Origin of the sequence: Pseudomonas sp. NBRC 111132 (assembly GCF_001320565.1) — a bacterium.
Classification (GTDB): domain Bacteria; phylum Pseudomonadota; class Gammaproteobacteria; order Pseudomonadales; family Pseudomonadaceae; genus Aquipseudomonas; species Aquipseudomonas putida_P.
In genome coordinates, this window is sequence record NZ_BCBI01000003.1 from 119862 (window position 1) to 136044 (window position 16183).

Here is a 16183-nt window from a genome sequence, read left to right on the forward strand (position 1 = left end):
CGGACCTGAGTGATACAGGCACAATGATGGCACCTTGCCAATATTGTTTCCGCTCAACTCAGAGAAGACCTGCCCATGGGTGCCTGGCTTAGCAACGTTTCCTTGAAGTACAAATTCTGGGCCGTCAACGCGGTGGCCTTTGTGACCACCTTGCTGCTGGTGCTGTATGCCGTGCACCTGGAGCAACGCGCACGCGCCGAGGCAGCGCAGGAGCAAGCGGCCGCGCAAGCCCAGTTGTTGGCTGCCTGGCCGGCCGGGCAAGCACTGCCGCGCCCGGCCAACGTCATCAGCTGGTCGGCCGGGCAAACGCCAACCTTCGCCGGTGAGGCCCTTGAAGCCCTGCGCAACGCCCAGGGCTGGGTTGCACTGCCCAGCGCCTGGATCCTCGGTGACAACCCGCTGCGCGGCGCACAGGTACTGCGCAACGGCGACCAGCAGGTTGCCGTGCTGGCCCAGTCGCCCAGCCTGCGCCAGGTATTCTTCGATCGCTTCAGCAATTACGCGGTGTGCGTGCTGATATTGATGCTGGCCATGCTCGGCGCCTCACAACTGCTGATCCGCTTCCTGCTCAGCCAGCTCAATACCCTCAAGGACGTGATGCTGCACGTGGAAAAAACCGGCGACCTGGCGGCTCGGGTACCGCTAGCCTGTGGCGACGAGGTCGGCCAGATGGCCGGGGCCTTCAACGCCATGCAGGCAACCTATCACCGCGTGGTCAGCACCGTCGCCCATACCGCTGCACAGTTGGACTCAGGTGCCGCACGCCTGGCCGCCAGCATGAGCGACGTGCGCCACGGCATGCTTGGCCAACAGAGCGAGACCGATCAAGCGGCCACCGCCATCAACGAAATGTCGGCGACGGTGCACCACATTGCCCAGCACGCCGGCGCCACCCGCGACTTGTCACAATCCGCCGACACCCTGGCCGGCAGTGGCAAAGAGGTGGTCAGCCGGGTGCAGGATTCGATTTCCGGGCTTTCCAGCGGCGTGCAGCAAACTGCCGAGATGATTCGTCAGCTGGCTGAAGACAGCCAGAAAATCAACGGCGTGGTCAGTGTGATCCACAGTATTGCCGAACAGACCAACCTGCTGGCGCTCAACGCCGCCATCGAAGCAGCGCGCGCCGGTGACTTGGGGCGCGGCTTTGCCGTGGTGGCCGATGAAGTGCGCAACCTGGCCAAACGCGTGCAATCCTCCACAGACGAGATCACCACCATGGTTTCGGCCCTGCAGTCGGGCACCCGCGATGCAGTGGAGTTCATGCAGGAAAGCTCGTACAAGGCCGACGACTGCGTGCGCCAGGCACAGGAAGCCGGTGAGGCGCTGGCCGAAATCACCGGTGCCGTGGCGCAAATGCGCGAAAGCAATACCCAGATTGCTGTGGCGGCCGAGCAGCAAAGCCAGGTGGCCGAGGAAATGAACCGCGCGGTGGTGAGCATCCGCGATGTCACCGAGCAGACTGTGCAGCAGACAGTGAGCTCGGCGACCACCAGCAGCGAACTGGCGACCCTGGCAGGCGAACTGAGCAAAGCCATTGGCCAGCTCAAGCTATAGCCACCATAGCCAGCCTCGATTGGCCCCCGCTCGGGGGCCGCACTAAGCTTTGGGCATGACCGAGAGGAATTACCCATGAGCAAACGCCTGCCCAACCTGCCCGCCTGGCAATGGCGCGGCTACCACCATAACCACCGCCACCCGACCAATCTGGTGCTGCACCTGATTGCCGTGCCGTTGTTCATCCTGGGGGCTCTACTGGTGCTGTCCGGCCTCTTCGGTCTCGACCTGGGCCAGATCGCGGTGGGTATCATTGCCTTGATCGCCGGCCTCGGCCTGCAGCGCCATGGCCACCGCCTGGAAGCCGAACAGCCCGAGCCATTCGCCAACCGCCAGGATGCCATGCAACGCTTACTGACCGAGCAGTTCATCACCTTCCCGCGCTTTGTACTCAGCGGGGCTTGGTGGAAGGCCTGGCGGGAGCGGCACAAGCACCGCCATTGACGTGACGATCATGCGCGCAATCGCTGTGGTTACGGGTTAGGCAAACACGGTGACGGTCTGGCGGCTCAAGGCCAGCAATTCACCCCCTGCGGTCCACAACGCCGCAGCAGCATGCCCATAACCATCCCGCGCATGCTCGGTCTCTACGCAATACCGGCACCAGTCCAGGGTCGATAGCTTCGCCGTGGGCTGAATGAATTCGATGGTCCAGGTCAGCGTGCTGCCCGCTGCGGGCTGCTTGAGAAACGGCATCAGGCTCGGTGGCCAGGCATCGACCAACGCCAGCAGGTGCGTTTCGTTGACCTGTTCTTCAGCCACATCCCGCAACCGTACCCAGCCCCCCATCTTGCGCGACTGATTGCCACTAAACGGCAACCCGCCCACTGCCCAGCGCAATGCCACGTGCCGCATGAACTCCGGGGTAACGCCTTTGATGTACGGTAACTCGGGAGCTGCATCATCGAGTGCCGGCATTTCCATCGCCGGTAATGCTGGCACTTCGACCACCGAAGGCCGGCCTGCACCGAAATTGCCCTGTACCAGCGTCACCACCTGGCCATCCTGAACGGCGCGGCCCAGCAAGGTGCTGACTGCCTTGCCTTCACGCAGCACCTCCACCTCGAAGCGGATCGGCACATCTGCCGCCGCTGGCGCCACAAAGCTGATGGCCAGCGAGCGTACCGGGCGGCTGTCGCTGAGTTTCAGGCGCATGGTTTCATAGACCAATGCCGCCATCAGCCCGCCAAAGGCAGCGCGGCCCTGGGCCCAGCTGGGCGGGATACTGACGGAGTTCGGGTTGGCCCGCACGGCGTCGAGCAGTTGGTTGAAATTCATTGGCCGGCTCCTGCCTGCAGCGAAAAAGGTCTGCCCATCCTAGCCAGCAAACCTCGGGGGATCAGCCCGCATTTCGGTCATTTTTCGGGCTGGCGCCGCGCCAGCGCCCGTTGCAGGGCATCGAGGGTCACATCCGATTGGCGCTCAGCCTCGTGCAGCTCATGCTCCCAAGCCGCCTTGCAGGGGGCCAGGTCGGCATGATCGCGCACTTGCAGCAGCCATTGCAGGCGGTCGTGCCAGTTGCCAAGGTCGCCCTGCGCCTGCTTCAGCAAACGCTGCAGTTTCTTGCCTGCATGGTTGAGCTGCGGGTATGCCTCATCGCCATAGCGCGCACGCTTGATCAGCAAACGCAGCCGGTGACGATCGTGGGCCGGGTCCTGCAGCGCTTCGTTCAACCTGCGCCATTGCTTGACCAGGCGTTTGTCGATGCGCTTGCCCAGCGACTTGACCAAACCCTCACGGCCTGCCGCACGCAGAAACAGTGGAAACGCGTCGACAATCGCCAGCACCCTTGCCAGCTGTGGGCTAGCAGCGACACTGGCGAAGGTTCTGTCACGCCCCTGAAGGCGCCGCTGGCCGGCCGCGGTTTGGCCGCGCCCGATCAGCTCAGCCGCCAGCACCTCGCGATCACGCAGCGGCGTGGTCAGGGTACCCAGCGCGCTGGCGGCATCTTCCAGTTGCTCCACGCCAGGCAGGCCGCGCAGCGGCCGCAGCAGGCTGCGCAGCCGGCGCAAGGTGATACGCAGGTCGTGCAAGGCCTCGCTGTCGGTATTGGCAGCCAAGCGCTCGCGACAGGCCAGCAGGCGCACCTGCACGGCCAGAATCTGAGCTACGACATGATCGAGCATGGCAGACATTGGACGCTCCTTGGTCAACGCCCGGCGCGCGATTCACGAATGTAGAAGCGCGCCTTTTCAGCTTTGCGGGTACAGCTTTCGTAACCTTCGAACTGCTGCTGGGTCTTGGCCCCGGTGAGCAGCGACAAAGCCTTGGAATAGCTCACGGCACCGGCAAAGCCTTCGGCCTTGGCCAGGTCCAGTTCCTTCCAGGCGGCATCCAGCTGGGTCGCGCAGCTGTCACGGTAGGCCGTCTTGCCCGCACAGCCGGCAAGGGCCAAGGCAATCAGTGGAAGGCAGATCCAGGCTTTCATCAGTAATACCTCAATGGAAAATTCGGTGGCTGTTCGACGCCCCGGCAGCTGAAAAGTGCCCTGCCCGGCCAGCGGGCTCCGGCCGGTTTTAATACAGTAGCTCAGCGCGATCTACATTGAAGCACAGGCAGCGATGGGTGCATTGTAGGACCATGGTGGCAATGGCCGGGGAATGTTCATGAGTAAACGCGTAGCGCTGGTACTGGGATCGGGCGGAGCCCGGGGGTATGCACACATCGGCGTCATCGAGGAAATCGAGCGCCGCGGCTACGACATCGCCTGTATCGCCGGCTGCTCCATGGGCGCGGTGATTGGCGGCATCTACTCCGCCGGCAAATTGGACGACTACCGCAACTGGATCGAAAGCCTGGATTATCTGGATGTATTGCGCCTAGTCGACGTCAGCTTTCGACTGGGTGCCATTCGCGGCGACAAGGTGTTTGGGCAGATCCGCAAGATCGTCGGCGAAATCAACATCGAGCAACTGCGTATTCCTTACACAGCAGTGGCCACCGACCTCACCAACCAGCAGGAAATCTGGTTCCAGGAGGGCTGCCTGCATCAGGCCATGCGCGCCTCGGCAGCCATCCCCAGCCTGTTCACACCGGTGATGCAAGGCAACCGCATGCTGGTCGACGGAGGCATCCTCAACCCCTTGCCAATCGTCCCGGTGGTGTCCAGCCATTGCGACCTGATCATCGCGGTCAACCTCAACGCCACCAACCAGAAGCACTATCAGTTGCCGGTGATCGAACGCCCGGCGGCATTCAAGATGCGTTTTGATGCTTTGTTGAGTTCACTGGGTTCACGCTTGCCGTTTCGGCGCAAGCCGGCCGAGGAGCTGATACGCATCGAGCAGGAGATCGTCGCCGAAGGGCTGGCTCCACCCAGCCCATGGCTGAACGATGCCGCCGACCCGGAAAGCCAGCAACCGGCGGCGGCACCGGAGCGCGAGGGTGCACCGAAGTCGGCTACCGGTTCGTTCATCATCGATAACGTGGGGCCTGCTTCGCTGCTGGACCTGATCAACCAGAGCTTCGAGGTCATGCAGACCTCGTTGGCACAGTACAAAATCGCCGGCTATCCGCCGGACGTGCTGATCAACGTGCCTAAACGGGTCTGCCGGTTTTTCGAGTTCTACAAGGCGCCGGAGCTGATTGCTCTAGGGCGGGAGATTGCGCGGGATACGCTGGATAACTATGAAGGGGTGAAGCGCTAACACGATGACCGTGCATGCCTTCACGTGAACCGAAATGAAACAGGCCGCACGAGGCGGCCTGTTTGTTCATGCAGCGATCACCTTAGTAACGGGTGATATCCGCATTGGCTTCCAGCTGCTTGCGGTAGGCCGCGAAGTCCTGCTGGCCAGCACGCGACGCAAGGTAGCGGCGGATCTGCTGCTTCTCTTCGTCGGTGGCAGTTGCGCCTTCGTTGACGCCCTTGAGCTGCAGTACTACCAGGCTACCGTCGCGCAGCACTACGCTGCCATAAACCGGCTTGTCCTTGGCTTGCGGCTTGCCCAGGCGGAACAGCGCCTGCAGCTCGGCCGGGTCAATGCCGTCCTCACCACGGGTAACTGCTTCATAAGCTTTCCAGCCTTGCCCTTCATGCACGCTACCTGCTGCGATGGAACCATCACGCAGGCCGGCAATCAGCTTGTCCGCCTTGGCCTTGAGCTCGGCAGTCGCCTTCTCTTTGGCCAGGTGTTCGCTGATGTTCTTGGCCACAGCTTCCAGCGGCAATTGCTCTGGCTTGCGGTGCTCCTTGACACGCAGCACTACAGTGGTTTCCGGGTCGAGTTCGATGGCGGTGCTGTTGGCACCCTCATCCAGCACTTCTTCGGAGAACGCGGCCTGCACCACTGAACGGTTGGCCGTGATGCCCTCACCGCCTTCGCGGCCAAACGCTGCAGAGGTGTGCACCTTGAGGTTCAGGTCCTGGGCCGGCTGGGCCAGGTCGGAAGCCTCGTAGGCTGCATCCTGCAGTTGCTTGCTGGCGTCGACATAACGCTGCTCGACCAACGGAATCTTCAGGTCGCGGGTCAGCTTGTCCTTCAGGCTGGCGAAGCTCGGTACTTCTGGCGCCTGCACGCCCAGCAGCTTGATCAGGTGGTAGCCAAACTCGGTACGCACCGGCGTCGATACCTGGCCATCCTGCAGCTTGTAGAGCGCGTCTTCGAAGGCTGGGTCGTATACACCCGGGCCGGCAAAGCCGAGGTCGCCGCCGTTGTTGGCCGAGCCTGGGTCCTGGGAGAACTCCTTGGCCAGCGCGGCGAAGTCTTCACCCTTGGCCAGGCGCTGCTCGATCTCTTCGGCGCGGGCCTTGGCCTGGGCTTCGGTGACCTTGTCGTTGACCTCGATGAGGATGTGCGCGGCATGGCGCTGCTCGGCGAGGTTGGCGATTTCCTTCTCGTACTGGGCCTTGAGTTCTTCGTCGGTGACCTTGACCTGGTCGAAGAACGCCGACTTCTTCAGCTCGATGTAGTCGATCACTACTTGGTCAGGCGACATGAACTCCTTGGCGTGCTGGTCGTAGTGCGCCTTCACCTCTTCTTCGCTGACCTTGACCGCGGCCGGGTCGGCCTTGAAGGTCAGGGAGGCGAAGTCGCGCGTCTGCTTCTCGAGGCGAGCAAAGGCGTCAACCTGCTGATCGGTCACGAAGCTGCTGCCAGCCAGGCCGGTGCGCAGCTGGCCGATGAGCATTTCCTCGGCGAGCATCTCGCGGAACTGCATGCGACCGTAGCCCATCTGGCGGATGACCTGGTCGAAACGGTCGGCACTGAACTTGCCGTCCACCTGAAACTCCGGCGTCTGCAGGATCACCTGATCAAGCGCGGCCTCGGAGAAGGCGAACTTGGCATCTTCGGCGCCTTGCAGCAGCAGCTTGCGGCTGATCAAGCCCTTGAGGGCCTCTTCACGCAGCAATTTGTCATCCAGCAGCGCTGGGTCGAAATCCTTGCCCAACTGTTGCATCAGCTGACGGCGCTGCATGTCGGCCGCCTGGCTCAGCTCGTTCTGGCTGATGGTCTGGCCGTTCACCTTGGCGGCGTCCTGGCTATGGGTGGCGGCCTGAAAAATGGCTTCGAAGCCGGTCAACGCCATCAACACGACGATAAGGCCGATGATGGTCTTGGCAATCCAACCTTGTGAATTGTCCCTGATATTTTGCAGCATGCGTCCCCCAGAAACGGCTGTACCACTGCGTCGACAACCGCGGAGCGTGGGTAGAATCCTGATAAAAGAAAGGCGCATCCGAGGATGCGCCTTTTCTTAGCAAACGTGTCAGGCGGGAACGTTTGCGCCCCGCCGTCACCGTGCTCGGACCAGGCCAGGCCGGGTCCGGCTGAAAGACGACTTAGTTGACGGCGTCTTTCAGGCCTTTGCCTGCCTTGAAACCTGGAACCTTGGCGGCTTCGATCTTGATCGCCTTGCCGGTTTGCGGGTTGCGGCCGGTACGCTCGGCGCGATCCTTGACCGAGAAGGTACCGAAGCCAACCAGTACTACATCGTCACCTTGCTTCAGGGCGCCGGTGACGGATTCGATGACTGCATCCAGCGCACGGCCGGCTACAGCTTTCGGGATGTCTGCAGATGCGGCGATAGCGTCAATCAGTTCCGACTTGTTCACTCTAAGTCCCCTTATTTCTCTATTGAGTTTGTTTCTAAGTATGTAATGAAAAGCTTATGAAACGTGCGCTGGGTGGCCTGTTGACAATAGCGTGCCGCTTTATAGCAAGGCCCCGAAAAAACTGTCAAGGAAAGCCCCCCAGCCAAAAACTACTAATGCGTGCTGATTCTTTCCTTAGCATCGCCGTCGCGCTTTTCATCTTTCGCGACAATCTCAGGAGCCACATCTGGCAAGGGCTCCGGGGCGTATTGCAGCGCAATTTGCAGGACTTCGTCAATCCATTTGACCGGTTTGATCTGAAGATCCTGTTTGATATTTTCCGGAATCTCCTTCAGATCGCGCACATTTTCCTCTGGAATGATCACCGTCTTGATCCCGCCACGGTGTGCCGCCAGCAGTTTTTCCTTCAGCCCGCCAATGGCCAACACCTGGCCACGCAGGGTGATTTCGCCGGTCATGGCCACGTCGGCACGTACCGGAATCTGCGTCAGTGCCGACACCAGCGCGGTGCACATGCCGATACCGGCACTTGGGCCGTCCTTCGGCGTGGCGCCTTCAGGCATGTGGATGTGCACGTCGTGCTTCTCGTGGAAGTCGGCTGCAATCCCCAGGCTGCGGGCGCGGCTGCGAACCACGGTCTGCGCGGCGGTGATCGACTCGACCATGACATCGCCCAGCGAGCCGGTCTTGATCAGTTGGCCTTTGCCGGGGATGACCACGGCCTCGATGGTCAGCAGTTCGCCGCCAACCTGAGTCCAGGCCAGGCCGGTCACCTGGCCGATCTGGTCCTGCTGCTCGGCCAGGCCGTAGCGGAACTTGCGCACGCCCAGCAGATGCTCCAGCTGCTCGCTGGCCACCTTGACCTTGACCTGCTTCTGCCCGGTATGTTCCTTGACCACCTTGCGGCAGACCTTGGCGATTTGCCGCTCGAGGCCCCGCACACCGGCTTCGCGGGTGTAGTAGCGGATGATGTCGCGGATCGCCGAGACGTCGACTTCCAGCTCTTCCTTCTTCAAGCCGTTGGCCTTGACCTGCTTGGGTACCAGGTACTTGACCGCGATGTTGATCTTCTCGTCCTCGGTGTAACCCGGCAGGCGGATGACTTCCATCCGGTCGAGCAGCGCCGGCGGGATGTTCATCGAGTTCGAGGTGCACAGGAACATCACGTCCGAAAGGTCGTAGTCGACCTCCAGGTAGTGGTCGTTGAAGTTGTGGTTCTGCTCCGGGTCGAGCACTTCAAGCAGCGCCGAGGCCGGGTCGCCGCGCATGTCGCTGCCCATCTTGTCGATTTCATCGAGCAGGAACAGCGGGTTGCGCACCCCCACCTTGGTCATCTTCTGGATCAGACGGCCCGGCATGGAGCCGATGTAGGTACGGCGGTGGCCGCGAATTTCGGCCTCGTCACGCACACCACCCAGGGCCATACGCACGAACTTGCGGTTGGTGGCGGCAGCGATCGACTCGGCCAACGAGGTCTTGCCGACGCCGGGTGGGCCGACCAGGCACAGCACCGGGCCGCGGATTTTCTTGACGCGTTTCTGTACGGCAAGGTACTCGAGGATACGTTCCTTGACCTCTTCCAGACCATAATGGTCGGCGTCGAGGATTTCCTCGGCCTTGGTCAGGTCCAGGCGCACCTTGCTCTGCGCCTTCCACGGCACCTGCACCAGCCAGTCGAGGTACGAACGTACCACGGTGGCCTCGGCCGACATCGGCGACATCTGCTTGAGCTTGTTCAGCTCTGCCTGGGCCTTGGCCAGGGCATCTTTGGGCAGGCCAGCGGCTTCGATACGCTTTTTCAGCTCTTCGACTTCGTTGTGGCCTTCGTCGCCATCGCCCAGCTCTTTCTGAATGGCCTTCATCTGCTCATTCAGGTAGTACTCGCGCTGGCTGCGCTCCATCTGCTTCTTGACCCGGCCGCGAATGCGCTTTTCGACCTGCAGCAGGTCGATTTCGGCGTCCAACAGCGCAAGCACGTGTTCGACACGGGTAGTCAGGTCGACGATTTCGAGAATTTCCTGCTTCTGCTCGATCTTCAGGGCCATGTGCGCGGCCATGGTGTCGACCAGGCGCCCAGGCTCTTCGATGCTGTTCAGCGAAGACAGCACTTCGGCAGGGACTTTCTTGCCCAACTGAACGTACTGCTCGAACTGCGACAGCAGCGTGCGCACGAACACTTCCGACTCGCGCTCGGCGGCATCGGTTTCGTCGATCAGGGAGACTTCGGCACGGATGTGCCCTTCTACTTCGGTGAAACGCTCGACGGCGCCACGCTGCTCGCCTTCGACCAACACCTTCACGGTGCCATCAGGCAGCTTCAGCAGTTGCAGCACAGTGGCAACGGTACCGACGCGGTACAGGGCGTCCTCACCCGGGTCGTCGTCGGCTGGATTCTTCTGGGCCAGCAGGAGGATCTGCTTTTCGCCCGTCATCGCTGCCTCGAGGGCTTCGATGGACTTTTCACGCCCCACGAACAGCGGGATAACCATGTGCGGGTAAACAACGACATCGCGCAATGGCAAAAGAGGCAAGTCGAGGGTGGTCTTCATGATTTCGCCTCTACAGCGGCCTTATGGCCGGAAACCGGTGGAAATGATGCTTGGACCTAATGTGGGGGCACGCCTGGGAAATTACAAGCGCTTGCGCAGGAAAAGCAGAAAGGGGCCCGTAGGCCCCCTTCTTGCTTGCAACCGAGAACCGGCCATTACCTGAATCAGGCGTCTGGCGCGGCCTTGGCTTGCGGCTCGCTGTTCTCGTAGATCATCAGCGGCTGCGAGGTGCCCTCGATGACGCTCTCGTCAATCACCACCTTGCTGACCTCCTTCTTCGAAGGAATCTCGTACATGGTGTCGAGCAGCACGCCTTCGAGGATCGAACGCAGGCCACGGGCGCCGGTTTTACGCTCCAGGGCTTTGCGCGCTACGGCCTTGAGCGCATCACTGCGGAACTCGAGGTCGACGCTTTCCATCTCGAACAACTTGGCATACTGCTTGGTCAGGGCGTTCTTCGGCTCGGTGAGGATCTGCATCAACGCAGCCTCGTCCAGCTCGTCGAGTGTAGCCAATACCGGCAGACGGCCGACAAACTCCGGGATCAGGCCAAACTTGACCAGATCGTCCGGCTCGACCTCACGCAGGGATTCGCCAACCTTCTTGCCCTCTTCCTTGCTACGCACTTCGGCGCCAAAACCGATGCCACCCTTGGTGGAACGGTTCTGGATGACCTTTTCCAGGCCCGAGAACGCACCACCGCAAATGAACAGGATGTTGCGGGTATCAACCTGCAGGAATTCCTGTTGCGGGTGTTTGCGGCCACCTTGCGGCGGAACCGAGGCCACGGTGCCCTCGATCAATTTCAGCAACGCCTGCTGCACACCCTCGCCCGAAACATCACGGGTGATGGATGGGTTGTCCGACTTACGCGAGATCTTGTCGATTTCGTCGATGTAGACAATGCCCATCTGGGCCTTTTCCACGTCGTAGTCGCACTTCTGCAACAGCTTCTGGATGATGTTCTCGACGTCCTCACCCACATAACCGGCCTCGGTCAGGGTGGTGGCGTCAGCAATGGTGAACGGTACGTTCAACAGGCGTGCCAGGGTTTCGGCGAGCAGGGTCTTGCCCGAGCCAGTCGGCCCGATGAGCAGGATGTTGCTCTTGCCCAGTTCGACTTCGTCACCCTTCTTGTCACGCTGGTTCAGGCGCTTGTAGTGGTTGTACACCGCTACGGCCAGCACCTTCTTCGCGCGCTCCTGACCAATGACGTACTGGTCCAGGATGCCGCTGATTTCTTTCGGCGAAGGCAATTTGTGCGCGCTGCTTTCGGCCTGGGCTTCCTGCACCTCCTCACGGATGATGTCATTGCACAGGTCGACGCACTCGTCGCAGATAAATACCGAGGGCCCGGCAATCAATTTGCGCACTTCGTGCTGGCTTTTGCCGCAGAAGGAGCAATAGAGCAATTTGCCGCTGTCCTCGCCGTTACGGGTGTCAGTCATTCGATCGATCCAATCCGGTAGGCTTGCAACACAAGATGAAGGCAATTGCGGGCTTTTTCAAGTCCGCAGGTAGGCGCTTTCGGCGCCTACCTGCTCTGGCACCCCGGTTCAGGAGGCCAGTTGCCGCTTGTCGTAGACCGAGTCGATCAGGCCGTACTCGGCCGCGCGCGAGGCGCTCATGAAGTTGTCACGCTCAGTATCGCGCTGAATGGTCTCGAGGTCCTGGCCGGTGTGGTAGGCCAGCAGCTCGTTGAGACGCGCCTTGATGCTGAGGATTTCCTGGGCGTGGATCTGGATGTCGGTAGCCTGGCCCTGGAAGCCGCCCAGCGGCTGGTGAATCATCACCCGCGAGTTAGGCAGGCAGTGACGCTTGCCCTTGGCGCCAGCGGTCAACAGGAAGGCACCCATGCTGCAGGCTTGGCCGATGCAGATGGTCGAGACATCCGGCTTGATGAACTGCATGGTGTCGTAGATCGACATGCCAGCCGTCACCGAACCGCCTGGGGAGTTGATGTAAAGATGGATATCCTTGTCCGGGTTTTCCGCCTCAAGGAACAGCATCTGCGCCACTACCAGGTTGGCCATGTAGTCTTCTACAGGGCCCACCAGGAAGATCACTCGCTCCTTCAACAGGCGCGAGTAGATGTCGTAGGCGCGTTCGCCACGGGCGGACTGCTCGATAACCATCGGGACCAGACCGCCTGCGGCCTGGATGTCAGAGCTCTGCTGAATATAAGAATTGCGGGACATGTCCTGCGCTCACTCCCAAATAGTCATGGCTTGAATACGCACAAGCCAGCTCGAAGGCTGGCTTGTGGGGGTTTCCTACGAGAGAAGCCCGTTACTCAGCAGCGGCAGGAGCCTCAGCTGGCTTAACGGCATCTTCGTACGAGACCGACTTGTCGGTCACAGTCGCTTTCTGCAGAACAGTATCTACAACTTGCTCTTCCAGCACAACCGAACGCACTTCGTTCAGTTGCTGATCGTTCTTGTAGTACCAGGCGATGACCTGCTCAGGCTCTTGGTAAGCCGAAGCCATTTCTTCGATCATCTCGCGAACCTTGGCGTCATCTGGCTTCAGCTCGAACTGCTTGACCACTTCGGCCACGATCAGGCCCAGCACTACGCGGCGCTTGGCTTGCTCTTCGAACAGCTCGACTGGCAGCTGCTCAGGCTTGATGTTGCCACCGAACTGCTGAACAGCCTGCACGCGCAGACGATTGACTTCGTTTTCCAGCAGGGCTTTCGGCACTTCGATCGGGTTGGCAGCCAGCAGACCGTCCATGACCTGGTTTTTCACCTTGGTCTTGATCGCCTGACGCAGCTCACGCTCCATGTTCTTGCGAACTTCGGCGCGGAAGCCTTCCAGGGTCGATTCCTTGATGCCGAACTGGGCGAAGAACTCTTCGTTCAGCTCTGGCAGCACAGGTGCCGAAACGCTGTTGACGGTGATGGTGAACTCGGCGGCTTTGCCAGCCAGGTCCAGGTTCTGGTAATCCTCTGGGAAGGTCACGTTCACAACGCGCTCTTCACCCGCCTTGGCGCCAACCAGACCATCTTCGAAGCCTGGGATCATGCGGCCGGAGCCCAGTACCAGCTGGGTGCCCTTGGCCGAACCACCGGCGAATACTTCACCGTCGACCTTGCCGACGAAGTCGATGTTGACCTGGTCGTCGTTCTGCGCAGCGCGCTCGACGGCCTCGAAACGGGTGTTCTGCTTGCGCAGCACTTCCAGCATGTTGTCCAGGTCGGCGTCAGCCACTTCGGCGCTCAGGCGCTCGACGTTGATCGACTCGAGGCCGGAAACAGTGAACTCTGGGAACACTTCGAAGATGGCGACGAATTCCAGGTCCTTGCCCTTTTCGAAGGACTTCGGCTCTACAGCCGGGGCACCAGCCGGGTTCAGCTTCTGCTCGACGATGGCTTCGTAGAAGGAAGCCTGGACCAGGTCACCGAAAGCCTCTTGACGGGCGTCAGCTTCGAAACGCTGACGGATCACGTTCATCGGCACTTTACCAGGACGGAAGCCCGCAATCTTGGCGCGCTTGGCAGTCTGCTGCAGACGCTTGTTGACTTCGTTCTCGACGCGCTCGGCCGGAACGGCGATGGTCATGCGGCGCTCGAGAGCGGAAGTGTTTTCAACAGAAACTTGCATGGATATTCCTCGTTGCACAGACGTTAGCCGGCGTTAGCCCGACTCCAAGAATCAAGGGCAAGCATTCTAGTGAGTCACGCAGCAGAAGTCACCCCACTCGGGACGACGGGAAACAACGCCGGTCGATTAACTTTCAAGGCCCGCACGGCACACCGCCGGGCCTGCTTCAATAAGGGCTGCACGACACCCGAGGCGACGTGCAGCCGAAATACCTTGTCAAACAACTGCCTGTGGCGAATTCGCTTCCTTTATTCAGGATCGATTTCGTTGAACTGGCAGTACTCTTCCCATTCCAGCCCCAGCGCCTCGGCCACCTCACGGTGCGTCTCCAGACGCATGGCGTTCAGCTGCTCCGGGGTTTCGGCAATCAATTGCAGCGCCAGCTCCCAGGGCTGAATACCCTGCTCGTCGGCTGCATCCTCGAACGCCCACTCGATCTGCTGAGCCTGCTCACGCGCGTCCAGCTCACGGATCTCCTCGAGCAACTGCGGATTGGCTTCGGCAAAGCGCTGCAGCGCCAGGGCCTGACGGGCTTCTTTTGCAATCATCGTGGTGTCCTCTGCCAGCCAAACGGGCCGGTGTTTCAACCGGCTGAAATCTAACAGCTTTTATTGGGGTGTCACCAGTGGATTGCAAGGGCGAGGGATGCGATTTGGCGGGAAGGGGCTCGCCACGACATTTTCGGCGCCTCTGAGATCGAGCGCCGACGCACCCAAGGCATACAACCACAGCCACGCAGAACCCAAAACAAAAAGGCGCCCGATCTCACGATCAAGGCGCCTTTCAAGAATATGGGGTGGACGATGGGAATCGAACCCACGACAACTGGAATCACAATCCAGCGCTCTACCAACTGAGCTACGCCCACCATATTGCGGTCTTGCGATGTTGCGGTACAACCTTACAGAAGCATGGTGCGGACGAAGAGACTCGAACTCTTACAGCTTGCGCCGCTGGAACCTAAATCCAGTGTGTCTACCAATTTCACCACGTCCGCGTAACGCTTAAAACAAAGGCGCCAGATGCTATCGAGGCGCCCTTGAAGAATATGGGGTGGACGATGGGAATCGAACCCACGACAACTGGAATCACAATCCAGCGCTCTACCAACTGAGCTACGCCCACCATATTGCATTACTGCCTACTTGCTTGCCAAAGCTGCCTAATGGCGCACCCGGCAGGACTCGAACCTGCGACCATCCGCTTAGAAGGCGGATGCTCTATCCAGCTGAGCTACGGGCGCTTAAGCTTGAAGCCTAACCGAACAAGACGTTAACAAGTAATTGTTAAACCACTCATTCTGCCCGACTTAGCCAACCAGTGCTAGGCTGTGCCCGACAAGTGCGGCGAATCTTATAGGCGACCCCGAAAGTCGTCAACACCTTTTTAAAAAAAATTTAAATTATTTAAGGGCTTAGGGGATTTGCCCGACCACCCGCCTTTGCCCTTGGCCCATGTCGTGCGAGAATGCGCGTTCTTAATTGTTTCCTTCTCGATGGTTAATCACGCGTCTATGACTGCACACCTAATCGATGGCAAGGCGATCGCCGCCAGCCTGCGCCAGCAGATCGCTCAACGTGTCGTGGAGCGTCGCCAGCAAGGCCTGCGTACGCCGGGCCTGGCGGTGATCCTGGTCGGCACCGACCCCGCCTCCCAAGTCTATGTTTCGCACAAGCGCAAGGACTGCGAAGAGGTCGGCTTCATTTCGCAGGCATTCGACCTGCCCAGCGAGACCACGCAACAAGCCCTGACCGAGCTGATCGACCGCCTCAATGATGACCCGGCCGTCGATGGCATCCTGCTGCAGCTGCCACTTCCGGCGCACCTGGACGCCTCGCTGCTGCTCGAGCGCATTCGCCCGGACAAGGATGTGGACGGCTTCCATCCGTACAACATTGGCCGCCTGGCCCAGCGTATTCCGCTGCTGCGCCCGTGCACGCCAAAAGGCATCATGACCCTGCTGGAAAGCACCGGTCAGGACCTGTACGGCATGAACGCCGTGATCGTCGGCGCGTCCAACATCGTTGGCCGCCCGATGGCCATGGAATTGCTGCTGGCCGGCTGCACCGTGACTGTCTGCCACCGCTTCACCAAGGACCTGGCCGGCCATGTAGGCCGTGCCGACCTGGTGGTGGTGGCCGCCGGCAAGCCGGGCTTGGTCAAGGGTGAGTGGGTCAAGGAAGGCGCCATCGTCATCGACGTGGGCATCAACCGCCAGGAAGACGGCAAACTGGTTGGCGACGTGGTCTACGAGACCGCCCTGCCGCGCGCCGGCTGGATCACGCCGGTGCCGGGTGGCGTCGGGCCGATGACCCGGGCGTGCCTACTGGAAAACACGCTGTATGCGGCAGAAGAGCTGCATAAGTAATACCGCGTGATGTGAAAACGGCACCTCTGGCAGGTGCCGTTTTTTTTGCCTGTG

The 16183-nt window shown here is 60.5% G+C and carries 14 protein-coding genes and 4 tRNA genes; 4 read left to right on the plus strand and 14 right to left on the minus strand.

Features of this window, described 5'->3' with window-relative positions; all coding sequences use genetic code 11:
- The first annotated feature begins 75 nt into the window (after positions 1 to 75).
- A complete protein-coding gene (locus tag APH35_RS02610) occupies positions 76 to 1554 on the plus strand; it encodes a methyl-accepting chemotaxis protein (RefSeq protein ID WP_060493058.1) in 1479 nt (492 codons plus the stop codon).
- A 75-nt stretch (positions 1555 to 1629) separates the two neighbouring features.
- Entirely contained in the window at positions 1630 to 1998 is a 369-nt protein-coding gene (locus APH35_RS02615) for an Mpo1-like protein (RefSeq protein ID WP_060493059.1), read from the plus strand.
- 36 nt (positions 1999 to 2034) lie between these two features.
- Here the strand turns inward: APH35_RS02615 and APH35_RS02620 are convergent, their stop codons facing one another.
- The 3 genes from APH35_RS02620 to APH35_RS02630 form a co-directional block, all read right to left on the minus strand.
- Positions 2035 to 2832 carry an acyl-CoA thioesterase gene (locus APH35_RS02620; protein WP_012271569.1) on the minus strand — a complete coding sequence of 266 codons (798 nt, stop codon included), beginning with the start codon at positions 2830 to 2832 and terminating at the stop codon, positions 2035 to 2037.
- A gap of 77 nt (positions 2833 to 2909) precedes the next feature.
- A complete protein-coding gene (locus APH35_RS02625; RefSeq protein WP_012271568.1) occupies positions 2910 to 3689 on the minus strand; it encodes a CHAD domain-containing protein in 780 nt (259 codons plus the stop codon).
- Between the two features lie 14 nt (positions 3690 to 3703).
- Positions 3704 to 3982 (minus strand): lipoprotein, encoded by a 279-nt coding sequence (locus APH35_RS02630; RefSeq protein WP_003250254.1) that lies wholly within the window; start codon positions 3980 to 3982, stop codon positions 3704 to 3706.
- Between the two features lie 178 nt (positions 3983 to 4160).
- Between APH35_RS02630 and APH35_RS02635 the strand changes: the two genes are divergently transcribed.
- Positions 4161 to 5201, plus strand: coding sequence for a patatin-like phospholipase family protein (locus tag APH35_RS02635; RefSeq protein ID WP_012271567.1), 1041 nt, complete (start codon positions 4161 to 4163; stop codon positions 5199 to 5201).
- A gap of 82 nt (positions 5202 to 5283) precedes the next feature.
- Here the strand turns inward: APH35_RS02635 and APH35_RS02640 are convergent, their stop codons facing one another.
- The 11 genes from APH35_RS02640 to APH35_RS02690 form a co-directional block, all read right to left on the minus strand.
- On the minus strand, positions 5284 to 7155 hold the full coding sequence (locus APH35_RS02640) for a SurA N-terminal domain-containing protein (protein ID WP_060514157.1): 1872 nt from the start codon (positions 7153 to 7155) through the stop codon (positions 5284 to 5286).
- Positions 7156 to 7336: 181 nt separating this feature from the next.
- Positions 7337 to 7609 (minus strand): HU family DNA-binding protein, encoded by a 273-nt coding sequence (locus APH35_RS02645; protein WP_012271565.1) that lies wholly within the window; start codon positions 7607 to 7609, stop codon positions 7337 to 7339.
- A gap of 152 nt (positions 7610 to 7761) precedes the next feature.
- Positions 7762 to 10158 carry an endopeptidase La gene (gene lon, locus APH35_RS02650; protein ID WP_012271564.1) on the minus strand — a complete coding sequence of 799 codons (2397 nt, stop codon included), beginning with the start codon at positions 10156 to 10158 and terminating at the stop codon, positions 7762 to 7764.
- A gap of 164 nt (positions 10159 to 10322) precedes the next feature.
- Positions 10323 to 11606: an ATP-dependent Clp protease ATP-binding subunit ClpX gene (gene clpX, locus APH35_RS02655; RefSeq protein ID WP_012271563.1), complete on the minus strand. Its 1284-nt coding sequence runs from the start codon at positions 11604 to 11606 to the stop codon at positions 10323 to 10325.
- A gap of 108 nt (positions 11607 to 11714) precedes the next feature.
- On the minus strand, positions 11715 to 12356 hold the full coding sequence (clpP, locus tag APH35_RS02660; RefSeq protein ID WP_012271562.1) for an ATP-dependent Clp endopeptidase proteolytic subunit ClpP: 642 nt from the start codon (positions 12354 to 12356) through the stop codon (positions 11715 to 11717).
- 91 nt (positions 12357 to 12447) lie between these two features.
- Positions 12448 to 13761, minus strand: a complete 1314-nt coding sequence (gene tig, locus APH35_RS02665; protein ID WP_012271561.1) for a trigger factor — start codon at positions 13759 to 13761, stop codon at positions 12448 to 12450.
- Between the two features lie 248 nt (positions 13762 to 14009).
- Positions 14010 to 14309, minus strand: a complete 300-nt coding sequence (locus tag APH35_RS02670) for a DUF6388 family protein (RefSeq protein WP_012271560.1) — start codon at positions 14307 to 14309, stop codon at positions 14010 to 14012.
- Positions 14310 to 14553: 244 nt separating this feature from the next.
- Positions 14554 to 14629, minus strand: a tRNA-His gene (locus APH35_RS02675).
- 44 nt (positions 14630 to 14673) lie between these two features.
- Positions 14674 to 14758: transfer RNA gene (locus tag APH35_RS02680), tRNA-Leu, on the minus strand.
- Positions 14759 to 14810: 52 nt separating this feature from the next.
- A tRNA-His gene (locus APH35_RS02685) sits at positions 14811 to 14886 on the minus strand.
- A gap of 41 nt (positions 14887 to 14927) precedes the next feature.
- A tRNA-Arg gene (locus tag APH35_RS02690) sits at positions 14928 to 15004 on the minus strand.
- Between the two features lie 270 nt (positions 15005 to 15274).
- Between APH35_RS02690 and folD the strand changes: the two genes are divergently transcribed.
- On the plus strand, positions 15275 to 16129 hold the full coding sequence (gene folD, locus APH35_RS02695; RefSeq protein ID WP_003250234.1) for a bifunctional methylenetetrahydrofolate dehydrogenase/methenyltetrahydrofolate cyclohydrolase FolD: 855 nt from the start codon (positions 15275 to 15277) through the stop codon (positions 16127 to 16129).
- Positions 16130 to 16183: the final 54 nt, after the last annotated feature.

What these genes read in the sequence shown, in the direction of transcription:
- APH35_RS02610 (WP_060493058.1), top strand. Translation starts at nt 76, where the DNA reads ATGGGTGCCTGGCTTAGCAACGTTTCCTTGAAGTACAAATTCTGGGCC.
- APH35_RS02615 (WP_060493059.1), top strand. Translation starts at nt 1,630, where the DNA reads ATGAGCAAACGCCTGCCCAACCTGCCCGCCTGGCAATGGCGCGGCTAC.
- APH35_RS02620 (WP_012271569.1), bottom strand. Translation starts at nt 2,832, where the DNA reads ATGAATTTCAACCAACTGCTCGACGCCGTGCGGGCCAACCCGAACTCC.
- APH35_RS02625 (WP_012271568.1), bottom strand. Translation starts at nt 3,689, where the DNA reads ATGTCTGCCATGCTCGATCATGTCGTAGCTCAGATTCTGGCCGTGCAG.
- APH35_RS02630 (WP_003250254.1), bottom strand. Translation starts at nt 3,982, where the DNA reads ATGAAAGCCTGGATCTGCCTTCCACTGATTGCCTTGGCCCTTGCCGGC.
- APH35_RS02635 (WP_012271567.1), top strand. Translation starts at nt 4,161, where the DNA reads ATGAGTAAACGCGTAGCGCTGGTACTGGGATCGGGCGGAGCCCGGGGG.
- APH35_RS02640 (WP_060514157.1), bottom strand. Translation starts at nt 7,155, where the DNA reads ATGCTGCAAAATATCAGGGACAATTCACAAGGTTGGATTGCCAAGACC.
- lon (WP_012271564.1), bottom strand. Translation starts at nt 10,158, where the DNA reads ATGAAGACCACCCTCGACTTGCCTCTTTTGCCATTGCGCGATGTCGTT.
- clpX (WP_012271563.1), bottom strand. Translation starts at nt 11,606, where the DNA reads ATGACTGACACCCGTAACGGCGAGGACAGCGGCAAATTGCTCTATTGC.
- clpP (WP_012271562.1), bottom strand. Translation starts at nt 12,356, where the DNA reads ATGTCCCGCAATTCTTATATTCAGCAGAGCTCTGACATCCAGGCCGCA.
- tig (WP_012271561.1), bottom strand. Translation starts at nt 13,761, where the DNA reads ATGCAAGTTTCTGTTGAAAACACTTCCGCTCTCGAGCGCCGCATGACC.
- APH35_RS02670 (WP_012271560.1), bottom strand. Translation starts at nt 14,309, where the DNA reads ATGATTGCAAAAGAAGCCCGTCAGGCCCTGGCGCTGCAGCGCTTTGCC.
- folD (WP_003250234.1), top strand. Translation starts at nt 15,275, where the DNA reads ATGACTGCACACCTAATCGATGGCAAGGCGATCGCCGCCAGCCTGCGC.